The sequence below is a fragment of the Campylobacter sp. VBCF_04 NA7 genome, from assembly GCF_027737405.1.
Taxonomy (GTDB): domain Bacteria; phylum Campylobacterota; class Campylobacteria; order Campylobacterales; family Campylobacteraceae; genus Campylobacter_B.
In genome coordinates, this window is record NZ_JAOVTT010000004.1 from 110,422 (window position 1) to 126,645 (window position 16,224).

Here is a 16,224-nt window from a genome sequence, read left to right on the forward strand (position 1 = left end):
TTATAAATAAATTTTGATTATAATCAAAGGTTGTAAAATTTAACACAAAGGAAAAAAATGATAAATGTTTATGATGTAGTTGTCATCGGTGGCGGTCCTTGCGGAATCGCGGCCGTGGTCGAGGCCAAAAGAAAAGGCGTAGCCAAGGTGCTTTTGCTAGAAAAAGGCGATAATCACTCTCAAACAATCAGACAATTTTACAAAGACAAAAAACGCGTAGATAAAGAATACAAAGGCATGGATAGCGAAACAAAAGGCACGATTAGCTTCGAGACTGGCACGAAAGAGAGCGTGCTTGATTATTTCGATAGCTTGCTAGATCACGGCGATATCGATATTTACTTCAACAGTGAGGTCGAAAAGGTCGAGAAAAAGGACGGCGAACCATTTTATATCACCACAGCCTCGTCTGGATTTCGCGCACACAATGTCATCATCTCAATCGGCCGTATGGGCAAACCAAACAAACCAAGCTACAAAATCCCGCCATCAATCACACAAAGGGTAAATTTCAACCTCGATAAATGTAGCGTCAATGAAAAAGTCCTAGTCGTGGGCGGTGGCAACTCAGCCGCCGAATACGCGCTCTCGCTATGCAAAACAAACACCGTTACCCTATGCTACCGCAAAGAGAGCTTTACTAGGCTAAATGAAATCAACGAAGAAGATATCAAAAAAGAGGCCAGAAACGGCGACATTATCCTGCGCCTTGGCCTTGATATCGAAGCGCTAGAAAACGAAAGTGGCAAGGTGCTAGTGAAATTCACAAACGGCATGGAGTTAGTTTATGATCGCATAATCTATGCAATCGGTGGCACAAGCCCTGTGGATTTCCTTAAAAAATGTGGCGTGGAATTCGACGAAAACGGCGTGCCGTTCGTAGATGAAAAATGCGAAACTAGCACAAAAGGGCTTTTTGTGGGTGGAGATTTGATCACTAGAAACGGCGGTTCAATCGTCGTAGCCTTCAACCACGCTCACACAATCGTAGAAAATCTGCATTTATGAGACTTTTCCAGCTAAAAAGTGGGTATCGCTACACCAGCGATACCATTTTTTTATGGAATTTTATCTGCGAAAACTGGCTTAACTCTCGCGCCACAAATTCTCTTAAAATTTTAGATGTTGGGGCAGGATGCGGGATTTTGGGGCTGATGTTGAAGCGGGATTTTCCAAATTTAGATTTAAGCTTGCTTGAAATCCAAGAGCAAAATTTAGAAATTTTGCGTAAAAATTGCGAACAAAATTCATTACAGGCTCAAATTTTGCACGAAAATTTTGCAAATTTTAAAAGCGAGCAAAGATTTGATTTAATCGTTTCAAATCCGCCATTTTATAGGGAAAAAATCCTAACTAGCCAAAATTTGCACATCGCGCTAAGCAAAAGCGCCACAAGCCTAAGCCTTAGCGATTTCGTGCGTGTTAGCAATACTCATTTAAAGCCAAAAGGTGCGCTGATTTTTTGCTACGAGGCGGGCAAAATCTCGCAAATTTGCGAAATTTTGCAAAGCTATAAGCTAAATTTGACCAAACTCGCCTTTGTCTATCCAAACGAAAACAAGCCCGCTAAACTCGCACTTTTTTTGGCGCAAAAAAGTTCGCGCTCACTTTGTGAAATTTGTGCGCCGATTTATACATTTCTTAATGGTGAAAAAAGTAAAATAACGGCTAAAATTTATGAAAAAGCTGGTTTAGAAAGTGTCGATATTGAGTGAGTTTGACTATACCTTCGATAGTAGCGCCTGCGAAAGCTGCGGCGGCAAGTGTTGCACGGGCGAGAGCGGATATATTTGGATAAATGACGCAGAAATCGAGAAACTCAGCGAATTTATGGGGATAGATAAGGCAAATTTTATCCGCGTATTTTTAGAGCGAGTTGGGAATAAATTTAGCATAAAAGAAAAACCATATCTTGACGGTATGGCGTGTGTGTTTTTCGACGAAAAGCACCGAAACTGCGGGATTTATGAATACAGACCAAATCAATGTCGAACCTTTCCATTTTGGGATTATTTCAAAGAGCATAAAGATGAATTGGAGAAAGAATGTATTGGGGTAAAATTTTAACCGCTTTTTTGGCTCTTGGTGCCCTAAATTTGGGTGCTAGTGAAACCAAAAGCGACGCGATAAAAGATATGAATAAAAGCTCGGTTATCACAAATACTGCGCCGGTACCTGAGAAAAACGCTAGCGAAAATGTAGCGCAAAAGGCCACCACACCGCAAAAGCTAAAAGAGGCGATGAAGGCTTATGATGAGGCTGAGCTAAATTTCGATCTGCTAACTGCGCTAGAACTAGCCAACAAAGACCCGCAAAGCGCGATGAAGCTTTACGAAAAAGCTTTTTTAAAGACAAATTCGCAGGTGTATTTGTTAGAAGCCTTAAAGCTTGCGTTTTTCTTAAAAGATAGCAAAGCAACCGCGCGCTACCTAGCTTTGGGCGATAAAATTTTGGCTGATGATAGCGAGTATTTGCGCGTAAAAGTGGGGTATTATATGGGGCAGGGCGAAATACTCAAAGCCAACACTACCGCGCTTCATTTAGCAAATTTAGAGGTAAATTCGCGAAATTACTCGATTTTGGGCGCGACATATTATGCTATGGATAATTTCGCCCTAGCCAAGCAGTATTTCGAAAAGGCCTATGAGCTGGAAAAATCAGAGGAAAATTTAATCCGCCTTAGCGATGTGCTTTTAAACAAGCTGGGTGATAGCGACGCTGCGGTGCGTATCATGGAGACACATAGGCGAATTTATGGCTGCGCTAGCGGTATGGTGTGCGAGGTTTTGGCTGATGTGTATCGCATGCAAAAAAAATACTTTGAGGTCGCCAAACTCGATGAGGCGCTGTATGAGAGCAAAAAAAATACGAAATTTTTAGACGATATGATTGGGATTTATTATTATATGAAGGAATTTGATAAAATCATCGAAATTTTGCAAAAATACGATTATAAAAAAGATCTCATAATTGACGCTTACGCCCAGAAAAAGGACTTCGCCACAGCTATGAGATTAGCGCGTGAGGAGTTTTCGAAAACCGAAAATTACGATTATTTGGCGAACGAGGCGATTTATCTGTATGAATCTTTTGGCGATAAAAAAACAGCTGCTCAGATTAACGAAGTCGTGGCGAAATTTGAAAACATAGCTAGCAAGCTAAAAGATCCGGTGCATTTGAATTACTACGGATACATTTTAATCGATCATGATTTGGATATCAAAAAGGGCATTGATTATGTCGAGCGCGCCCTAAAAGACGAGCCAAATTCGGTTTATTACATAGACTCGCTAGCATGGGGGTTTTACAAACTTGGCGAGTGCGAAAAAGCCAAAGAGTGGATGGACAAGATAAAAGACGATGAGTTTTACGCTAGCGACGAGGGCAAGGGGCATGTAAGCGCGATAGAGAGATGCGTGATAGATAAAAATATCCAAAAAATAGGCGAAATCGCAGGCGGAATAAAGGCACAAAAATGATTTTAGATGAAATTTTAGAAAAAACGCGCGAGGATTTAGCTAGGCGCAAAGAAAAATTTAGCTTTGATATGCTTGGTCGCACGCTAAGTGCTAATCCCATGATACCGCGCGATGCGAAAACTGCGCTAAAAAGCACCCCGGATAATCCGCTTCGCATAATCGCTGAGGTGAAAAAAGCAAGCCCTAGCAAAGGCGTCATCAGAGAGGATTTCGATCCGCTTAAAATCGCTATGGAGTATGAAAAGGCGGGTGCGAGTGCGTTTTCTATTTTGACTGAGCCACACTATTTTAAGGGCGATATTAGCTACATTTCGCAAATCAGGCGTTACACAAACACGCCGATTTTGCGCAAAGATTTTATAATCGATGAGTATCAAATCCTAGAAGCGCTCGTGTATGGGGCGGATTTTGTGCTATTAATCGCAAAGGCTTTGGAGCAAAAAGAGCTTAAAAGACTTTTGGAATTTGCTAGGCATTTGGGCCTTGAAGCGCTTTTTGAAATTCACGATAAAGATGATTTGAAAAAGGCGATTTTCGCAGGGGCTGATATAATCGGCATAAATCACCGAAATTTGCAGACTTTCGAGGTTGATTTGAGTTTATCGGCAAATTTAATCCCGCTTATCCCAAATGGCAAAATTATCGTGGCTGAAAGTGGGCTAGGCTCGCACGAACAGCTACTCGAATTAAGCGCACGCGGGGTCGATGCGTTTTTAATCGGCGAGAGTTTTATGCGCCAAGATGATGTCGGCGCGGCGCTTAGAGCAGTGAAATTTGGCGAAAAATAGGGGGAGAATATGGATTACATTTGCGCGCCGTGGAGAAGTGATTATTTCACCGAAAAACGCAGCGGTTGCCCATTTTGCGCAGCCGCGAAAGCCAAAGAAGGAACAGAGTGCGTAGGCGTGGTATTTCGCGCTAAATTTTGCTTCGGGCTTATGAATTTATATCCATACAATCCCGGGGCTTTTATGGTGATTCCTTACGAGCACACCGATAATATCGAGAATTTACCGCTAGAAGCGTGGTTAGAGATGAGCGAATATGTCCAAAAGGGCGTGCGAGTGCTAAAAACCGCTCTTGGCGCAAAGGGGGTAAATATCGGTATGAATCTAGGCGTGGCAGCTGGGGCTGGGATAGCCGAGCATGTGCATTATCATCTGGTTCCGCGCTGGGAGAGAGATACGAATTTCATCACTACAATCGCAAATGTGCGTGTAAATGGCGTCAGTTTCGCCCCGCTTTATGAAAAAATAAGAGCTGGATTTGAAAATTTGAATAAGGATTAAAAATGGTAAGTGTAGAACAAGCTATACAAGATATGAAAAATGGCAAGATGATTGTCATGGTCGATGATGTTGATCGCGAAAATGAGGGCGATTTGATTTTCCCTGCGACTTTTACGAGCGCAGAGAAGGTAAATTTCGCTATCACACACGCTCGTGGCGTGGTTTGCGTGGCACTGGACGAGGAAATCGCCAAAAGGCTAGATTTGCCCCTAATGGTCGATAAAAACACATCCTCGCACGAGACAGCCTTTACTATCACAATCGACGCAAAAGACGCAACCACGGGCGTAAGTGCCTATGAGCGAAATATGACAATCGAGCTTATGGCACGCCCAAACTCCACCCCAAGCGACTTCGTGCGCCCTGGCCACATAAATCCGCTCATCGCTAAAAAAGGCGGAGTGCTCGTGCGCACAGGCCACACTGAGGGTTCTGTGGATTTGTGCAAGCTCGCTGGAATCGCGCCAAGTGCGGTGATTTGCGAGATCGTAAATGAAGACGGCACAATGGCAAGGCGCGATGATTTGGAGAAATTCTGCGAAAAATTTGGCATAAATATGATTTCAATCGCCCAAATCGTCGAATACAGATTAAAGCACGAAACTTTGGTTAAATTTGGCGAATTTAACGAGGGCAAAATTTGCGGTAAGCCTTGCAGAGTTTGCGAAATCACAGACCACGATGACAACGCTCACAAAGTCTTTATTTTCGGCGAAATTGGCGAAATTTGCAATGTAAAATTTCATAAAATTTCAAGTGATTTAGAGTTTATGCAAGATGAAAATTACGATGATTTTATGCAAAATTTAGAAATTTTAAGCACGAGTGGTGGCGTGATTGTGGCGCTAAATTCGGCTTCGCACAAGGGCGATTTCAAAAGCTATGGTATCGGGGCGCAGATTTTAGCGCATTTAGGGATTAAAAAAATCAAAATTCTGTCAAATTCCAGCCCGAAGGAATACGCTGGACTTAGTGGATTTGGGATAGATATAGTTTGATAGCGCATATCGATTTAGACTGCTTTTTCGTATCTGTCGCAAGGCTGATAAATCCTGCTCTTAGCGGAGTTCCTGTCGCAGTTATCGGCGGAAATAATGAGGAAATTTTCGCTAATAAAGATGAGGGTTTTGGGGCGAAATTTCACTTCGATGAGAGCGCGCAAAATTTTAAAATCCAAGCCCAAAAAGAGCAAAATTTGCAAAATTTCAGCGATGAGCAAAAAAGGCTAAAATCCTTGCAAAAAGGTGTGGTTTTAAGCGCTAGTTACGAGGCTAGAAAATTTGGCGTGCATTCAGCGCAACCCCTAAAAATGGCGCTTCTAGCCTGTCCAGAGCTAGTGCTGGACGCGGCAAAGCACGGCGTGTATGGCAAGATTTCAAACCAAATTCATAAATTTTTGCTAAATTTCACGCCAGAAATCGAAAAATTTAGCGTTGATGAGTTTTTTTTGGATTTGCGTGGCACGAAATACAACGAAAATGCGCGCGAGTTTGCGCTATTTTTGCAAAGCGAAATCAAGGCGAAATTCGGGCTTCCTAGCAGTGTGGGGCTAAGCGAGGCGAAATTTATTGCTAAGCTTGCCACTGATTTAGCCAAGCCTTTTGGGGTGCGTGAAATACCTCTCTCGCGCCTTAAAACCGAGCTTAGAGATGTCGAAATTTCAAAATTTCCAGGTGTGGGAAAATCTATGCAAAAAACGCTCGCAAAATACGGGATTAAGAGCATTGGCGACGCGTGGGGACATAGGGAAATTTTCGAAAAAATGGGCAAAAACGGCGAGCAAATTTTCGCTCAAATCAGTGGCGATACGAGCGAGCGGGTGCAGGTTAGCAGGGAGCGCAAAAGTATCGGTCTTGGGCGCAGTTTCGAGCCGTGCTTCGATAGGGACGAGATCAAAAGGCGCATTAAAATTCTCTCTCGACACCTAGCTAGCGAGGTTTTAGAGGGTGGGCTAAATCCACTTACTTACGAGGTCAAAATCCGCTACAAATCGCGCGATGAGAGTTCTAAAAGGCTTAGTCAGCATAGACCTTTTAGCCTAGATTTGCTCGATGAGACGGCGCTTTTGCTTTTTGAAGCTATTGATGTGCATAGGGGCGATGCGATAATTCATGTGTCGCTAAATTTGTCAAATTTTGGCGCAAATAGCGCAGAGTGCGCGACGCTGCTTTTCGATGAAATCGATAAAAAACGCCAAAGTTTAGATAAATCAATGAATCAAATTTGGTCAAAATTTGGTGTAGAAAAAATTAAAAAAGCTAGTGAAATTTAAGGAGAAAAGATGAAAGTAGGGGAACTTTATTCGGTTATGTGTATAATTTTCGCGACGAATTTTAAGGGCGCGATAAGCAAGGAAAATTTCGAAAAACTTGCTAGCAAATGGATTATAATCAACGAAAATCCAGAAAACAAAAAAGGCCAAGAACTTTGGGCTGGGGTTAAAGATAGCGATTATGAGGCTATTTGCGCTGATTTTGAAAATCTCAAAGAGGCATTTGATATGAGCTATTTCAAGCTAATAAGTGCGAGCGAAGTGAGCGTTTTTTACGAAAGATGTCGCTTCAAAAAGCCATTTGCGGATTTGCCAGATACACACGCTGCAAACATGCTAGGGCTGTTGGCGATGATTTTTAAGCAAGATACAAACGAAAAATCGCACAATATTTTGGGCGAGTATTTGACGAATTTTATCATGCCAAGCCTGCGTGGGCTAGCCGGACATTTGCAAATCAATGCTAAAAGCGATTATTACAAGGCGTTTGGGTATTTTTTGGCGGATTTTTGCGTGGTTGTGAAAAATAGCTTGGGGCTTAAAATTTAGCCAAATTTACAAATTTAATTAGGGGCGAGAGTTGGAATTTTGGAACCACATTTACGAAAAATTTGATCCAGTTGCGTTTAGCATCGCCGGTTTTAGCGTGCATTGGTATGGCATAATGTATGTTTTGGCGCTGCTAATCGCACTCTTTATGGCCAAATGGATTGCTAAGCGCGACGGGCTGAAATTTAGCAGTGCGGTGCTGGATAATTATTTCATCTGGGTCGAAATCGGCGTGATTTTGGGCGCTAGGCTCGGATATATCGCGATTTATTCAGGCGAGGCGCTGTGGTATTTCACTCACCCGTGGCAAATTTTCAACCCCTTTTATAACGGCGAATTTATCGGAATTCGCGGTATGAGCTACCATGGGGCGGTGGTTGGATTTATCATTGCCACAATAGCGTTTTGCCGTCGCCACGCCCAAAACCAGTGGGCGCTGCTCGATCTTGTCGCGCTCAGCGTGCCGCTTGGGTATTTTTTCGGACGGATTGGGAATTTTTTAAACCAAGAGCTAATCGGGCGGGCAACTGATGTGAGCTGGGGGATTTTTGTTGATGGCGTGCTTCGCCACCCTAGCCAAATTTACGAGGGTTTGCTCGAAGGAATTTTGATTTTTGTGATTTTGTTTTTTAGCAGGAAATTTAAGAAATTCGACGGCGAACTGATTTGCAACTACGCTATTTTATACACATTTATGCGCTTTGTGAGCGAATTTTTCAGAGAACCAGATGCTGGGATTGGGTTTGTAATCGCTGGATTTTCAATGGGGCAAATTTTATCGCTCGTTATGTTTTTAGCGGGCGTTATATTAAAAATTTCTTTGAAATTTCAACTAATAGGGCGTAATTAACTTTACTTAAAGTTAAAAAATACTATAATGTCCTGTTAAAGTTAAATTTACAAATTGTTAGTAATTTAACTAACTAATTTTCTATAAGGAGAGCTCATGAGCGAGCAAATCGAAGGCTTCTTAGGTATCCGCACGGATCGCACAAAAAGCCGTATGCCAGCGCGCCTAGACTTAATCCAAAGTATCAGTGGTGGAATTTTGGGTCTATTTATGTGGGTGCATATGATGTTTGTTTCTACTGTATTGTTCGGTGGAGACTTTTTTACCAAAGTTGTTGAATTCTTAGAATTAAGATTTTTGAGCGACAGCCCTTCTATGAGCTATATTACATCTTTCTTAGCTCTTGCTGTATTTATCATTTTCTTTATTCACGCTGCGCTAGGTATGAGAAAAATGCCAATCAATTTCCGCCAATGGCAATCATATCGTGCTCATATGAAACGCTTCAAACACGAAGATACTTCACTTTGGTGGGTTCAAGCAATCACTGGCTTTATTATGTTCTTCTTGGGTGCTGCACACCTTATTTTCATCATCACAAACTCTGATAAAATTTCAGGTGATATGTCAGGTGCTCGTGTAGTAAGCCATTTTATGTGGTTGTTCTACCTAGTATTGCTTTTCGCTGTTGAACTTCACGGTAGCATTGGTTTATACAGACTATGCGTTAAATGGGGTATTTTCGAAGGTCCTGATGCAAAAGAAAGTCGTAAAAAACTTAAAAAATTAAAATGGATTGTTTCAGCTTTCTTCTTAATTTTAGGTCTTTTATCTTTGGCTGCATTTATCAAAATCGGTGTAAATTTATAAAATAGGGAATTGAAATATGAATGTTAAATATTATGATGCATTAGTTATCGGTGGTGGGCTTGCAGGCCTACGCGCTGCGGTAGCTGCTGGCGAAAAAGGGCTTAGCACAGTAGTTTTAAGCCTTATTCCTGTTAAACGCTCGCACTCAGCAGCAGCACAAGGTGGTATGCAAGCAAGTCTTGGTAATTCTAAAATGAGTGAAGGCGATAATGAAGATGTGCATTTCGCTGATACCGTAAAAGGTAGCGACTGGGGTTGCGATCAAGATGTAGCTAGAATGTTTGCTCAAACAGCTCCAAAAGCTATTCGTGAGCTAGCTGCGTGGGGCGTTCCATGGACTCGTATCACAAAAGGTAAGAGAAGCGCGATTATCAACGCTCAAAAAACAACAATCGAAGAAAAAGAAGAAGTTCATGGTCTAATTCACAGCCGTGACTTCGGTGGAACAAAAAAATGGAGAACTTGCTACACAGCTGACGCTACTGGTCACACTATGCTTTTTGCTGTTGCAAACGAGGCATTAAAACACAATGTCGATATCCACGATAGAAAAGAAGCAATCGCTCTAATCCACGAAAACAACCGCTGTTATGGCGCGATTGTTCGCGATTTAGTAACTGGCGAGCTTACAGCTTATGTCGCAAAAGGCACACTAATCGCAACTGGTGGTTATGGTCGTGTATATCGCCACACAACAAACGCTGTTGTTTGTGAGGGAACTGGTGCTGCTATCGCACTAGAAACAGGCGTAGCTCAATTAGGAAATATGGAAGCAGTTCAATTCCATCCAACTCCAATCGTTCCAAGTGGTATCTTGCTAACTGAGGGTTGCCGTGGTGATGGTGGTATCTTGCGTGATGTCGATGGATATCGCTTTATGCCTGATTATGAACCAGAGAAAAAAGAACTAGCTAGCCGCGATGTTGTTTCACGCCGTATTATGGAACACATCAGAAATGGTAAAGGCGTTCCTAGCCCTTATGGATACCATGTTTGGCTTGATATTTCTATTTTGGGTCGTGAGCATATCGAGAAAAACCTTCGCGATGTTCAAGAAATTTGTCAAATTTTCAACGGTATCGATCCTGCTGATACAGAGACTTACACAGATGAAAATGGTCGCAAAAGAGGCAAAGGTTGGGCTCCAATCCTTCCAATGCAACACTACTCAATGGGTGGAATCAAAACAAAAGCAACAGGCGAAAGCCCAACACTAGCAGGTCTATTCTCAGCTGGTGAGGCTGCATGCTGGGATATGCACGGATTTAACCGTTTGGGTGGAAACTCAGTTTCTGAGACAGTTGTCGCTGGTATGATTGTAGGTGATTATTTCGCAGACTTTTGTGCAAGCCACGAAATCGATATCAAAACAACTTCAATTGAAAAATTTGTAAATAAATCACAAGCTTATCTACAAAGCCTACTTGATAAAGATGGCAAATACAATGTATTTGAGATCAAAAACAAAATGAAAGATATCATGTGGGAACATGTTGCGATTTTCCGCACAGGCGAGGGCTTGGCAAAAGCTGTAAAAGAGCTAGAAGAGCTTTACAAAGAATCAACAAATGTTAAAATTTCAAACAAAGAGCTATTTGGAAACCCAGAGCTAGAAGAGGCTTATCGTGTTCCTATGATGCTTAAACTTGCACTTTGCGTTGCAAAAGGCGCACTAGATCGCACAGAGAGCCGTGGCGCTCACTACCGCGAAGACTTCACAAAACGCGATGACGCAAACTGGCTAAAACGCACACTAGCGACTTGGAAAGACGGCGATACATTGCCAACTCTAACTTACGAGCCACTAGACATTATGAAAATGGAAATCCCACCAGCGTTCCGTGGTTATGGCGCTAAGGGTAACATTATCGAGCACCCAGATAGTGCTAAACGCCAAAAAGAAGTTGATGACATTAGAGCAAAAATGGAATCAGAGGGCAGAGGACGCTATGAAATCCAAGAAGCACTAATGCATTATGAGTTGCAACCAAAATATAAAGCACCAAATGAAAGAGCAGGTATAGGATATGAGTAGAAAAATCACAATTAAAGCGTTTAAATTTAATCCGCTAAGCAAGGTTTCTAAACCTCACTTTGCGACTTATGAGCTTGAAGAAACAGATGGTATGACACTATTTATCGCACTTAATGTCATCCGCGAAAAATTTGACCCAGAGCTAAGCTTCGACTTCGTATGTCGTGCTGGTATCTGTGGTAGCTGCGGTATGTTAGTCAATGGTAAGCCAGCACTTGCTTGCCGCACACTAACAAAAGACTATCCAGAGGGCGTTATCGAGCTTATGCCACTTCCTGTATTCAAACTACTAAAAGATTTGAGCGTAGATACAGGTAACTGGATGAACGCGATGAGCAAGAGAGTCGAGAGCTGGATCCACACTGACCATGTAACTGACATCTCTAAATTAGAGGAAAAAGTCGAACCAGAAGTAGCACAAGAGGTTTTCGAGTTAGATCGTTGTATCGAGTGCGGTATCTGCGTGGCAGCATGCGGAACTGCGATTATGAGAGAGGATTTTATCGGTGCTGTTGGTATCAACCGCGTAGCTAGATTTAAAATCGACGCTCTTGATAACAGAACAGACGATGATTTCTACGAGTTAATCGGCGATGATGACGGCGTGTTTGGTTGTATGAGTTTGCTAGGTTGCGAAGACAACTGCCCTAAACACCTTCCATTACAATCTCGCATTGCTTATATGCGTAGAAAACTTGCTGCAAAAGGCAAATAATCCTATGACGCTTGCAAAATTTTTGCAGGCGTCTTTCTACTTTTATAAAATTTTGAAATTTTATTGCAAAACTTATCAAATTTCTAACCATTTCAACCCAAAAAAGGTAGTTTATGAATAATTTTATGAGTAAAATTTGGGGTTCAAAGAGGCTTTTTATCGATGAGAGCCTAACTCGCACTATGCCTAGCGATATTGCTGCGCTTATGTTATGCACAAATTCGCAAAATTTCGAAAAATTTAAATCGTTGCAAAGTTTTAGAGAAATTTTAAAAGAGCTTGGCGAAGAGATTGGAATCTATGCGATTCAGTCTCTGCAAATCGGCGCAATCAATGCGATTTGCAAGCTTAAAATTTCCAAATTAAGCGTTTTGATGATGGTTGAAAATTTAAGCAAAGAAGGAATTATTAGCAAAAGCGAGTATGATGAAATTTCAAAATTTTTGCTTCAACTTCAAAGCGATTTGAGCGAAAACGAAACCCCAAATTCGCCCGCAAATTTCGCATTTTACGGCAAATTGGAGAGTTTGGATATTATTAGCGATGAGCTAAAAGCACTTTTGAGCGCCAAAAGCGAAGATGAGCTTGCAAATTTGGTTTCAGGCGCGGATACTGGCGCGCGTGCGGACGCAAATTTAGGTGCAAATTTGGGCGAGTATTTGGATACTAGCGCGAGCGAAAATGCGAGCGAAAATTCAGATACAAATCCAGGCGCAGGTTTTCTCGTTTGCGCGAGCGAATTTGAAAATTCACTCTTTGCGCGCACAAACGCCGCCAAATCAAACGCCAAAGATGCAAATTTCACACTTTCGGTTACTGGCGTAATCAACGCTGGGAAATCCAGCATGCTAAATCGTCTTTTGGGATTTGATATTTTAGGGACTTCAAATATCCCTGAAACGGCGAATTTAACGCTTCTTAAAGGTAGCGATAAGCCTTATGCTAAGGTCAAATTTTACGATGATGAGGAGCTTGAAATTTTGGGTTTTGCGCAGGAATTTCGCTCGAAATTTCAAAACCAAAGCGAAGCCATAATCGAGCCAGAAAAATTGCAAGAATTCACCTCTGCCAAGTATGAAATTTCAAAATTTATCAAATTTATCGAACTTGGCATAAAAAGCGATTTTCTAAGCGATAAAATCACCGTCGTCGATACCCCAGGTTTGGACGATAGCGTGGTTTTGCGCGAGGAGCTGACGAAAAACTTTATGTTTTCAAGCGACGCGATAATCCACCTAATGAACGCCTCTCAAAGCTCGACCAAAAAGGATATGAGCTTTATCGCAAGCACTCTAAAAAGCTCGAAAAACAACTCGCTCATTGTCGTTTTAACACACGCTGATTTGCTTAGCCAGACCGAGCTAATCGACGCGCTAAGATACGCTAGGGCTAGTATTTGCGAGGAGCTTGGGGCGTTTGGGTTCGATGAGGGACTGATAGAAAATGTGAGCTATTTTTGCATAGATAGCCACAGCGGACGGGGCATTGGCGAGCTGAAATCTCATCTTTTCGAGCGATTTTTCGGCGAAAATTCAGCCAAAGCAGATGAAATTTTATCCTCATACAAAAAAGAGTTATCGCTGATTTGCGAGGTGTATTTGGCTGATTTGCAGGAGCAAAACGCTGATTTTAGCGCGAATAAAAGCGAACTAGCCCAAAAATGCGAGAATATAAACGCCGAAATTAGCGCGCTAAATGCAAATTTAGCTAAGCTAAAAAACGATTTAACCGGCGCGATTAGCAAGCTTAGCTACGATGATAGCACGCTTTTTGCGCCGCTAAAATCAGCGATTTTGACGATTAAAGACAGGGTTTTAACCGACATAAATTACTCGAAAAAAAATAAAAAGCAGATTGATTTTTCGCGGCTAGAAGTCATCGCAAACTCTGGCGTCAAAGATGTCATCACGGACATTTTCCGCTCGTTTTCGCAAAAGATTTCGCGCGATATTTCTGATATCAAAGAGCTTTTAGGAAGCGATTTTAGCGAGGTAAATTCGCTTAAATTTGACACGAAAAAATACATGGACGAAAATTTCGCCCAGCCGAATTTCGCTAAATTTAACGAAAGCCTGCGTGAAATCGTGCGCAAAAACAGCGATTTTGGCGCATTATCGGCGAGTTTTGACGCGCTATTTAGCGAGTTTTTCGCTAAGCTAAATTTAAAATCTAGTTTCGAAAACATCGCCAAAACCTGCACCGCAGAGTTTAAAGAAAATGTCCTATCCCTTTTTGCTAGCAAAAAATCTAGCCTAGATTTGCGCCAAAGCGAGCTTGAAAGCGCGCTTAAAGCAGGCGATGAAAACGCCGAGCAAATCGCCAAAAACGCGCGATTGGTGCGAGAAAAAATAAATTTGGTAAATGGATTAATTAAAAGGATCGAGCAATGCTAAGGGAATTTATCAGCGAGTATAGGGCGAAATTTTTACCCAGCACGAAGCAGGGATTTTGGGGCGATATGAGCAGGGCTGTGAGCGAGCTAAAAGACCCGAGTCTGCACCCTAGCGCGCATTTAAGCAAGGTTTTAGATGAAATTTTGCTCGTCGAGTCTGAGCCTCTTAAAATCGCGGTTGTGGGGCAGTTTAGCAGCGGTAAATCGACATTTTTAAACACCTTGCTTTCTAGCGAAGTTTTGCCAACTGGCGTCGTGCCAGTCACTGCCAAGGCCACTCACATCAAATACGCCCCTTATGAAATGATGAGCGTAGCGTATAAAAACGGCTACACCCAAACCTTAGAAAGCTCGCAAATTTCGGATTTCGTCGATCAAAGGCGGGAGTTAAAAGATATCAAAAATATAAATATGTTTTTGCCGCACGAGCTTTTGAAAAAGATAAATTTCATCGACACCCCAGGGCTAAATTCACGCTCGAACGCCGATACTAGGGAGACTTTGGAGATTTTCGACGAGGTTTTTGGCGTGCTTTGGATTTCACTCATCGACAACGCCGCCAGAAAGAGCGAAACAGCTCAAATTTCGCTTTTGCCAAAATTTTTAAGCAAAAACTCCATTGCAATTTTGAGCCAAAAAGATAGACTTGGCGCCGAAGAAATCGAGCGCGTGCATAATTACGCCAAAACGATTTTTGGCGCGAATTTCGCCTCTATCGTGCCAATATCATCAAAGCTAGAAAAAGCTGGCGATAGCCAAAACAGTGGGTTTAGCGAGGTTAGAGAGTTTTTAGACGGGCTTGATAAAAACCGCATTAGCTTTGCCAAATCTAGGCTAAATTTCATACTTGCCGAGCTTAAAAACGAGCGGGCAGGGTATTTGGAAATACATAAAATTTTAGAAAACATTATCGCTTCAAACAAAGATAAAATCGCCGAATTTTGCGCCAGCGAGCGTGAAATTTACAAAGAGGAATTTAGCAAAATTTACGCTTCGATTAAAGAGACCTCGAAATTTATCGCCCAGACAATGCAAGAAGCCCTAAGCTCGAAGCAAAACGAGTATTTCATAAGCGCGACACAGACGAAAAAGAGCTTTTTTGGCACGCAAACCTCGAAGGGATACGAAAAGGTAGCCTACGAGGCGCCGTATTTCAACACCGACGCCGCGCTTTCGAAGCTGATTTACAACGACGATAGGCTAAATGTGATTTTTCGCCGTTTCAAAGGCGAGCTAGTCAAAACGCAAAACGCCATGAGCGAGGCGATAGAGCGCATTTATGCGGGGTTTGAGAGGGAAATTTTGCTATTTAAAGGTAGGTTTGAAAACTACGAGCGCCAAAGCGATTTAGCCTCTATCATAGAGGCTTCAAACATCGCTAAAATCGCAAGCGAAGTCTATGGGCTGTTTTTAAAAGACGGCGAGAGAGCTGTTTTTCAAATCTGTCAAAAAATCGCGCTGTTTTTCGAGCAAATTATGATAAAAATCGCCTCAAACTACACAAACGCCGTAACCCTAAGCGCGAATTTCATCGCAAACAAAATCGCAAAATCAATCAGCGATTATGAGGAAGAACCAGGTCTTTATCAGCTTTTTTATCCCTCTTATGAGGACTTTGAAAAGGCGGTTTTAGGGGGACTTCATTACTATGAGTTCGAAAATGACTTCGTAGGGTCTAGCTCGTTTGTGGATAAAATTTACTCAGATTTTAGCGCGCAGATTGCGCAAATTTTCGAGGAAAATTTAGCCAAAATCGCAGATTTTAAAGCCACGCAAGAAAATGCGCTTGCGATTTTTAGCGCACTTGAAAATTTGCAAAGCCAAAATTAGTCT

14 protein-coding genes and 1 pseudogene are annotated in these 16,224 nt (G+C 42.1%); all 15 read left to right on the top strand.

Features of this window, described 5'->3' with window-relative positions; genetic code table 11:
• Positions 1-57: 57 nt before the first annotated feature.
• The 15 genes and pseudogenes from OFO00_RS05075 to OFO00_RS05145 all read left to right on the top strand — a co-directional run bounded on the left by OFO00_RS05075 (position 58) and on the right by OFO00_RS05145 (position 16,221).
• Positions 58-1,008, top strand: coding sequence for an NAD(P)-binding domain-containing protein (locus tag OFO00_RS05075; protein ID WP_270865140.1), 951 nt, complete (start codon positions 58-60; stop codon positions 1,006-1,008).
• Positions 1,005-1,715 (top strand): tRNA1(Val) (adenine(37)-N6)-methyltransferase, encoded by a 711-nt coding sequence (locus tag OFO00_RS05080; protein ID WP_270865141.1) that lies wholly within the window; start codon positions 1,005-1,007, stop codon positions 1,713-1,715. Before OFO00_RS05075 ends, OFO00_RS05080 begins: the two co-directional genes overlap by 4 nt.
• A complete protein-coding gene (locus OFO00_RS05085) occupies positions 1,708-2,067 on the top strand; it encodes a YkgJ family cysteine cluster protein (RefSeq protein WP_442867908.1) in 360 nt (119 codons plus the stop codon). The genes OFO00_RS05080 and OFO00_RS05085 overlap by 8 nt, the downstream gene beginning before the upstream one ends.
• Positions 2,046-3,479 (top strand): tetratricopeptide repeat protein, encoded by a 1,434-nt coding sequence (locus OFO00_RS05090; RefSeq protein WP_270865143.1) that lies wholly within the window; start codon positions 2,046-2,048, stop codon positions 3,477-3,479. The genes OFO00_RS05085 and OFO00_RS05090 overlap by 22 nt, the downstream gene beginning before the upstream one ends.
• Entirely contained in the window at positions 3,476-4,267 is a 792-nt protein-coding gene (gene trpC, locus OFO00_RS05095; RefSeq protein WP_270865144.1) for an indole-3-glycerol phosphate synthase TrpC, read from the top strand. The genes OFO00_RS05090 and trpC overlap by 4 nt, the downstream gene beginning before the upstream one ends.
• A gap of 9 nt (positions 4,268-4,276) precedes the next feature.
• Positions 4,277-4,768: an HIT family protein gene (locus OFO00_RS05100; RefSeq protein ID WP_270865145.1), complete on the top strand. Its 492-nt coding sequence runs from the start codon at positions 4,277-4,279 to the stop codon at positions 4,766-4,768.
• A gap of 2 nt (positions 4,769-4,770) precedes the next feature.
• A complete protein-coding gene (locus OFO00_RS05105) occupies positions 4,771-5,766 on the top strand; it encodes a bifunctional 3,4-dihydroxy-2-butanone 4-phosphate synthase/GTP cyclohydrolase II (RefSeq protein WP_270865146.1) in 996 nt (331 codons plus the stop codon).
• On the top strand, positions 5,763-7,040 hold the full coding sequence (locus tag OFO00_RS05110) for a DNA polymerase Y family protein (RefSeq protein ID WP_270865147.1): 1,278 nt from the start codon (positions 5,763-5,765) through the stop codon (positions 7,038-7,040). Before OFO00_RS05105 ends, OFO00_RS05110 begins: the two co-directional genes overlap by 4 nt.
• Before the next feature lie 9 nt (positions 7,041-7,049).
• Positions 7,050-7,589, top strand: a complete 540-nt coding sequence (locus OFO00_RS05115; protein WP_270865148.1) for a hypothetical protein — start codon at positions 7,050-7,052, stop codon at positions 7,587-7,589.
• Positions 7,590-7,620: 31 nt separating this feature from the next.
• A complete protein-coding gene (gene lgt / locus OFO00_RS05120; protein ID WP_270865149.1) occupies positions 7,621-8,439 on the top strand; it encodes a prolipoprotein diacylglyceryl transferase in 819 nt (272 codons plus the stop codon).
• 96 nt (positions 8,440-8,535) lie between these two features.
• A pseudogene (locus tag OFO00_RS05125) lies at positions 8,536-9,237 on the top strand (fumarate reductase cytochrome b subunit); the annotation flags it as partial.
• Positions 9,238-9,265: 28 nt separating this feature from the next.
• The gene (locus OFO00_RS05130; RefSeq protein ID WP_270858185.1) at positions 9,266-11,284 is read left to right on the top strand and encodes a fumarate reductase flavoprotein subunit; all 2,019 of its coding nucleotides are present in this window, start codon (positions 9,266-9,268) and stop codon (positions 11,282-11,284) included.
• Positions 11,277-11,999 (top strand): fumarate reductase iron-sulfur subunit, encoded by a 723-nt coding sequence (locus OFO00_RS05135; RefSeq protein WP_270858184.1) that lies wholly within the window; start codon positions 11,277-11,279, stop codon positions 11,997-11,999. The genes OFO00_RS05130 and OFO00_RS05135 overlap by 8 nt, the downstream gene beginning before the upstream one ends.
• Before the next feature lie 113 nt (positions 12,000-12,112).
• Entirely contained in the window at positions 12,113-14,392 is a 2,280-nt protein-coding gene (locus tag OFO00_RS05140) for a dynamin family protein (RefSeq protein ID WP_270865150.1), read from the top strand.
• Entirely contained in the window at positions 14,386-16,221 is a 1,836-nt protein-coding gene (locus OFO00_RS05145) for a dynamin family protein (protein ID WP_270865151.1), read from the top strand. The genes OFO00_RS05140 and OFO00_RS05145 overlap by 7 nt, the downstream gene beginning before the upstream one ends.
• Positions 16,222-16,224: the final 3 nt, after the last annotated feature.